The 5,233-nt window shown below is 64.0% G+C and carries 6 protein-coding genes and 1 pseudogene; 4 read left to right on the forward strand and 3 right to left on the reverse strand.

The annotated features are described in order from the left end of the window. The 3 genes and pseudogenes from WAW85_RS00640 to WAW85_RS00650 form a co-directional block, all read left to right on the forward strand. Positions 1–278 (forward strand): annotated as a pseudogene (locus WAW85_RS00640) (ATP-dependent protease); the annotation flags it as partial. Between the two features lie 34 nt (positions 279–312). Next, positions 313–840 (forward strand): hypothetical protein, encoded by a 528-nt coding sequence (locus WAW85_RS00645; protein WP_422557739.1) that lies wholly within the window; start codon positions 313–315, stop codon positions 838–840. A 40-nt stretch (positions 841–880) separates the two neighbouring features. Next, a complete protein-coding gene (locus WAW85_RS00650) occupies positions 881–1,237 on the forward strand; it encodes a hypothetical protein (protein ID WP_422557740.1) in 357 nt (118 codons plus the stop codon). Between the two features lie 71 nt (positions 1,238–1,308). Here the strand turns inward: WAW85_RS00650 and nrdE are convergent, their stop codons facing one another. From nrdE to nrdH, 3 genes are all read right to left on the reverse strand, one after another. Next, positions 1,309–3,561, reverse strand: coding sequence for a class 1b ribonucleoside-diphosphate reductase subunit alpha (nrdE, locus tag WAW85_RS00655; protein ID WP_422557741.1), 2,253 nt, complete (start codon positions 3,559–3,561; stop codon positions 1,309–1,311). 158 nt (positions 3,562–3,719) lie between these two features. After that, positions 3,720–4,160: a class Ib ribonucleoside-diphosphate reductase assembly flavoprotein NrdI gene (nrdI, locus tag WAW85_RS00660; protein ID WP_422557744.1), complete on the reverse strand. Its 441-nt coding sequence runs from the start codon at positions 4,158–4,160 to the stop codon at positions 3,720–3,722. Positions 4,161–4,266: 106 nt separating this feature from the next. Next, positions 4,267–4,500, reverse strand: a complete 234-nt coding sequence (gene nrdH, locus WAW85_RS00665) for a glutaredoxin-like protein NrdH (protein ID WP_422557742.1) — start codon at positions 4,498–4,500, stop codon at positions 4,267–4,269. Positions 4,501–4,804: 304 nt separating this feature from the next. Here nrdH and WAW85_RS00670 point away from each other — a divergent pair. Beyond that, positions 4,805–5,233 (forward strand): TetR/AcrR family transcriptional regulator (locus tag WAW85_RS00670; RefSeq protein WP_422557743.1); only part of this gene is annotated, 429 nt, incomplete at its 3' end.

The following is a 5,233-nucleotide window of genomic DNA, read 5'->3' on the forward strand; positions in this document are numbered from 1 at the left end:
GGGATTCCGCCCGCGCGCCGTTCACCTCGATCCTTGCCGAGGCGCAGGACCTGTACGACAAGCTCGCCGCCACGAGCGGCCGCCCCAGCCTCACTCTCGGAGCCCCCGACGACCTCCCACCCTCGGAGTACACCTTCGTCGCCGCAGCCACTCTCCCCCTCGGCGCGGCCGACCGCTACGCCGTGCTGGGAGCTCCCGGTCCGGTCGAGCGCCTGGACGTGCTGGTCCGCGCCCTCGACGACGTCCTTCCCCTGCTGCGCGACCGTCTCGGCACGTGAGGACCCGCCGCCTCGCCCGAGGCTGCTGACCGTATTGGGGGCGATCGAAGCCGCCAGCGTCGCCTCCGACAACGATGCCGCTCTGGAATTGCGCCAGTCACTCGGCACCCCGGACCATGCGCGCGAGCGCGTCACCGCGGTGCTCCGCGAAGGCGGCGACCCCGACGTCACCCTTCCTCCGATCATCGGCCCGGACGAGCTTTTCAGCCTGACCCCATGGTCCCTGTCCGGCGCGGCCCGGTTCAGCGCCCACCTGCCCTGCCTGCCCGACACCGCCACGATTCTCCGCTCCATGGGCGAGGTGTCGACGGAGCAGCAGTGGGGTCTGGTATCGGTCAACGCACCGGAGGTTCGGACAGCGGTGAAAGGCTGCTGGGGCGAGGCCGACGAAGTCCGTCAACTCGGCCTGATCACCTGGCCCGACGGCCGGCAACTGGCCGTCACCATGATCAGTTACCGCGTCGGCGAGACCACCGGCGACGGCCTCGCCGAACTCGATCAGGTCGCTCGGTGGCTGCAACAGAACCTCGAGATACTCCCCCGCGGCCGCTGTTCCGGGTAAAAGCGGCGAGTCGCCGGTTCGGGGCGCGCACCCTCACTCCATGTACTACGCGATCATCCTCGGCTGCTTCGTCGTGTTCCCGGTCGCCTCGATCCTCATCGAGCACCATCATCGGCGCCAGCGCGGCGACGACGCCGACCTTCCGCTCCTGGTGCTGCGTTGGTTCACCTTCTGGATCGTGGGCGTCCGACTCTTCACTGCCGGGCTGATCAGCATCCGCGCGGCGTCGTGGACCCCGGCCGCCGCGGTGGCCGGTGCGGTGTTCCTCGGCCTGTCCGACGGCGGCTCCTTCACCGCCGACCGCGCCCTGGCAGCCGGCACCGATCTGTTCGGCCCGGCGATTCTGCTCGGCGCCTTGCTCGTCGTGACGGTGCAGGTCCGCCGATCCGGCGGATAGAACCATCACCAACGTGCACGACGGGTGGTTGTTCATCGAACAACCACCCGTCGTCACCTACTGCCGGTACGTCACAACATGCACGACACGCAGCCGTCGATCTCGGTGCCTTCCAGGGCCATCTGGCGGAGGCGGATGTAGTACAGCGTTTTGATGCCCTTGCGCCAGGCGTAGATCTGGGCTTTGTTCACATCGCGCGTGCTGGCCGTGTCCTTGAAGAACAGCGTCAGGCTCAGCCCCTGATCGACGTGCTGCGTCGCCGCAGCATAGGTGTCGATGATCCTCTCGTAACCGATCTCGTACGCGTCCTGGTAGTACTCCAGGTTGTCGTTGGTGAGGTACGGCGCCGGGTAGTAGACGCGGCCGATCTTGCCTTCCTTGCGGATCTCGATCTTCGCGGCGATCGGATGGATCGAGCTGGTCGAGTGGTTGATGTAACTGATCGAGCCGGTCGGCGGGACGGCCTGCAGATTCTGGTTGTAGATGCCGTACTTGCGCACCGACTCCTTCAGCTCACGCCAGTCGTCCTGCGTCGGGATGGCGATCCCGGCAGTAGCGAACAGGCCATTCTCGCCCTCACTGGCCCCGGCGTTGGCAAACAGTTCGCGCACCTTGGCAGTCGCCGGCTCCCACACCTGATCAGTGTATTTGTCGAAGAACTCACCGGTGGCGTAGGTACTCTTCTCGAAACCGACGAACGGGCGGCCCTGCTCCTTGGCGATCTTGTTCGAGGCACGAATCGCGTGGAACAGCACCGTATAGAAGTACATGTTCGTGAAGTCGATGCCCTCCTCGCTGCCGTAGAAGATGCGTTCACGAGCCAAATAGCCGTGCAGATTCATCTGGCCCAGGCCGATGGCATGGCCCTCCTCGTTGGCCCGACGAATCGACGGCACCGAATCGATCGACGTCTGATCGGCAACCGCAGTCAGACCGCGGATCGCGGTCTCGATGGTGGCACCGAAGTCCGTCGAATCCATCGCCTTGGCGATGTTCATCGACCCGAGGTTGCACGAGATGTCGCGGCCGACGTGACTGTAGGTGAGATCGTCGTTGAACGTCGACGGCGTCGACACCTGCAGGATCTCCGAGCACAAGTTCGAGTGGGTGATCTTGCCGTCGATCGGATTCGACCGGTTCACCGTGTCCTCGAACATGATGTACGGGTAGCCCGACTCAAACTGCAGCTCGGCGAGGGTCTGGAAGAATTCGCGCGCCTTGATCTTGGACTTGCGGATCCGCTTGTCCTCGACCATTTCGTGGTACTTCTCGCTGACGTTGATGTCGGCGAACGGCACCCCGTAAATGCGCTCGACGTCGTACGGGCTGAACAGATACATATCGTCGTTGTTGCGGGCCAGCTCGAAGGTGATGTCCGGGATCACGACCCCCAGACTCAGGGTCTTGATCCGAATCTTCTCGTCCGCATTCTCCCGCTTGGTGTCCAGGAAGCGGTAGATATCCGGGTGGTGCGCGTGCAGGTACACCGCACCGGCACCCTGCCGGGCCCCGAGCTGATTGGCGTAGCTGAACGAGTCCTCGAGCAGCTTCATGATCGGGATGACACCGCTGCTCTGGTTCTCGATCTGCTTGATCGGCGCACCATGCTCGCGGACATTGCTCAACAGCAGGGCCACGCCGCCGCCGCGCTTGGACAGCTGCAGGGCCGAGTTTATCGAGCGGCCAATCGACTCCATGTTGTCCTCGATGCGCAGCAGGAAGCACGACACCGGCTCGCCACGCTGCTTCTTGCCCGAGTTCAGGAAGGTGGGGGTGGCTGGCTGGAACCGGCCAGAAATGATCTCGTCGACCAGGTTGCGCGCCAACGCCGTATCGCCGGCCGCCAGCGTCAGCGCCACCATGCACACCCGGTCTTCGAAACGCTCCAGGTAGCGCTTGCCGTCGAAGGTCTTCAGCGTATAGCTCGTGTAGTACTTGAACGCGCCGAGGAAGGTCGGGAAGCGAAACTTCTTGCCGAAGGCATGCCCGAACAGCAGCTTCACGAACTCACGGTCGTACTGGTCGAGGACCTCGGGCTCGTAGTAGTTCTCCTTGACCAGATAGTCGAGCTTCTCGTCCAGGTCATGAAAGAACACCGTGTTCTGGTTGACGTGCTGCAGGAAGTACTGCCGCGCCGCCATCTCGTCCTTCTCGAACTGAATCTTGCCGTCGGCGTCGTACAGATTCAGCATTGCGTTCAGCGCATGATAGTCCAGGTCACCCGGATCGTGGCCAGCCGGATCGGCGTGCACACCAGACAGGCTCGCCGAGGCGCCGCCGCCGGCGGCAGGAAGTTCGGACACGGGAACGGTGGTGGGCGACAAGACGACTCCTGGGATTACAAAAAGGGGTGAGGCTGTGCGGTGATAAGGCTGTGCGGTGATAAGGCAGTGCGGTGATAAGGCTGTGCGGTGATAAGGCTGTGCGGTGATAAGGCTGTGCGGTGATAGGGCTGTGCAGGGTGAAGCCAGAAGCAGAGACTTCAGGACCGACGGAACGCCGGTCCGGCAGCGAACTCGGCGAGTCCAGCGCGGACGCAGTCAACGTCCTCCGCAGTTCCCATCAGTTCGAAGCGGTACAGGTAGGGCACCTGGCATTTGCGCGAGATGATGTCACCCGCCAGGCAGAACTCCGCGCCGAAGTTCGTGTTGCCCGCAGCGATCACGCCACGGATCAGGGACCGGTTGTGGGGGTCGTTCAGAAACCGGATCACCTGTTTGGGGACGTATCCACCGCCGGCGTGTGCTGCGTTGCCCACATCGGATGCTTTGCCGCCACCGTAGGTCGGGCTGACGAGCACGTACGGCTCCTCGACTCGGAACGCACCGGAACGGTCGATCAGCGGGATCCGCCGTGATCGCGCGCCCGTCTTCTCGACGAACCTCCGGGTGTTCTCCGAGACTGAGGAGAAGTACACGATCAGCGGGAGCTCTCCCGACGCGTCGTGGCCGGCCGTACTCGGTGCGCCGCCACCAACGTCGGCGGCGACCCCTGGACCGGAAACCAAGACGGACACGTCGATGAACCGATCAGGCTGCGCGGGAGGCGACGGCCTTGATGCGCTCGGGACGGAAACCCGACCAGTGCTCGTCGTCGACAACAACGACCGGCGCCTGCAGGTAGCCCAGCGCCATCACATAGTCGCGGGCGTCATCATCGAGGCTGATGTCGACGACGTTGTAGTCCAGACCATGCTTGTCGAGCGCCTTGTAGGTCGCATTGCACTGCACGCAGGCCGGCTTGGTGTAGACGGTGATCGTCATGTCTGAACTCCCCTTGATTCTGGTCATCGAGACCGCCGTCGGCCGTAATGACATGTCGTATTCGCTGCGGTGTCGCGCTGACGTTCGCGGTCGTCGTCGGTCATGATTCGCGCTGTGCGTCGAGTCGGGCCGCCGAACACCATGAACACTACACCTTGTGTCCGACAAGTCGAGCGACCACAAGAACTTGTGAACAACATTCATGGAATTCCCTGGTCGCCAGTAAGTAATCCACAGGCAGTTCGGCGTGTCTCGGAGTGTTGGGCGTGTCGCATTCGCGGGCGGTCGCGATACCCTGTCAACCATGCTTTCCGATTCGGTGTCGCCGATGGCTCTGCACGTGGTCCAGGCGCCCGGCCCCGGCACCGAGCGCGCCGATGCGGCACGAAACCGGCAGCTGCTCCTGACCGCCGCCAAATCACTGATCGATCAGCACGGTGCCGCCGCGGTCACCATGGATGCCGTCGCCCGCGCGGCAGGTGTCGGCAAAGGCACCGTCTTCCGCCGCTTCGGCAACCGCACCGGCCTGATGATGGCGCTACTGGATCATTCCGAGCACAGCCTGCAGTACGGCTTCCTGGGCGGCCCACCACCGCTCGGCCCGGGCGCACCGCCCCTCAACCGGCTAATCGCCTACGGCCGCGCCCGGCTGAAGATGACCGTCGACCACCTCGACATCCTGCTGGAGGCTGGCGCCGACGACACCAACCGGCTGAGCCACCCGGTGTGGGTC

Origin of the sequence: Gordonia sp. (in: high G+C Gram-positive bacteria), from assembly GCF_049299075.1 — a bacterium.
Lineage (GTDB): Bacteria > Actinomycetota > Actinomycetes > Mycobacteriales > Mycobacteriaceae > Gordonia.